Genomic DNA, 1,396 nt, shown 5'->3' with positions numbered 1-1,396 from the left:
ACCAGCGCCGCGCTGAGCAACAGCGCCACGCCGATCCTGACCGGCACGGCGGAGGCCGACAGCACCGTCACCGTCACGGTGGGTGGGGCGACCTACACCACCGTCGCGACCGGCGGGACCTGGAGCCTCGACCTCGCCACGGCGATGCCGGCCTCCGGCTCGCTCACCCTCGACGCCAACGGCAGCAACACCGTCTCGGCCACGGCGACCGACGCTTCGGGCAACCTGTCGACGCCGGGCACCCAGACGCTGACCATCGACACCACGCTGCCCGACACTCCGACCATCACCACGGCGCTGACCAACAGCACCACGCCGACGCTCACCGGCACGGCGGAGACCGGCAGCACCGTCACCGTCACGGTGGGCGGCGCCACCTACACCACCACCGCCGGCGACGGCGGGACCTGGAGCCTCGACCTCGCCACGGCGACGCCGACCGCCGGCACGCTGAGCCTCAGCCCCAACGGCACCAACCCGGTCTCGGCCACCGCCACCGACGCGGCGGGCAACGTGTCGGGTCCCGGCACCCGCTCGCTGGTCGTCGACACCACCGCTCCAACGGCCACCGTGCTGTTCGAGGACGACAGCATCGACGCCCTCGAGCAGACCGCCGCCGCCTTCACCATCGCTGGCGGCGAGGCCGGGGCCGCCTTCACCTGGACGATCACCTCGGCGGGCGGCGGGCGGATCACCGGCAACGGGGTGACGGTCGCCGGGACGACGCGGGTCACCGGCCTCGACCTCTCCGGCCTGGGCGACGGGACCCTCACCCTCACGCTCGGCCTGACCGACCCGGCGGGCAACGCCTCCGCGCCCTTCACCGCGACGACGCAGAAGCTCACCGCGACCGTGGAGAAGCCCGCCCCGGTCGCTCCGCCGCCGGTCGCCACCGTGGACGGCGCCACCGTCACCGGCGCGGTCACCACCGGCAGCGACGGCACGCGCACCACCACGGTGACCATCGCGGCCAGCAACGACGGCCGCGTGGAGGACAGCACCACCGCCAACGCCGATCTGGCCGACGTCCCGGTGGTGCGTGAGCAGGTGGTCGACGCGCAGACCGGCCAGGTCTCCACGATGACCACCCTGACGGTCAGCGTCTCCACCGGGGTCGCCGTGACCACCTCGGGCAACGCCGAGCGGCAGACCGCCAGCCAGGCGCTGACCGGGCTGACCGGGCTGATCGCCGCCATCGAGGCGCGCACCGACGAGGGCACGGCGTCACGCACCGGGCTGACCGGCGGCGGCTCGGGCTTCCTCTCGGTTCTCTCCACGCAGGCGCAACTGCTGGTGCGCGCCATCGACTTCAGCGCGCCGGGGGTGGCCGCCGGCCAGGCGGTGCAGACCCGGGTGACCGGCAACACGCTGGGCGGCACCGGCACCACCAGCACGG

1 protein-coding gene is annotated in these 1,396 nt (G+C 74.3%); it reads left to right on the top strand.

Annotated elements, in window-relative coordinates:
- Positions 1-1,396: Ig-like domain-containing protein (locus ACFPMG_RS23900; RefSeq protein ID WP_376997719.1), on the top strand; the 1,396-nt coding region annotated here is incomplete at both ends.

The sequence above is a fragment of the Azospirillum himalayense genome (genome assembly GCF_042657465.1).
Lineage (GTDB): Bacteria > Pseudomonadota > Alphaproteobacteria > Azospirillales > Azospirillaceae > Azospirillum > Azospirillum himalayense.
The sequence above is the reverse complement of the archived record's forward strand: the minus strand, read 5'-3'. Positions and strand labels throughout refer to the sequence as shown.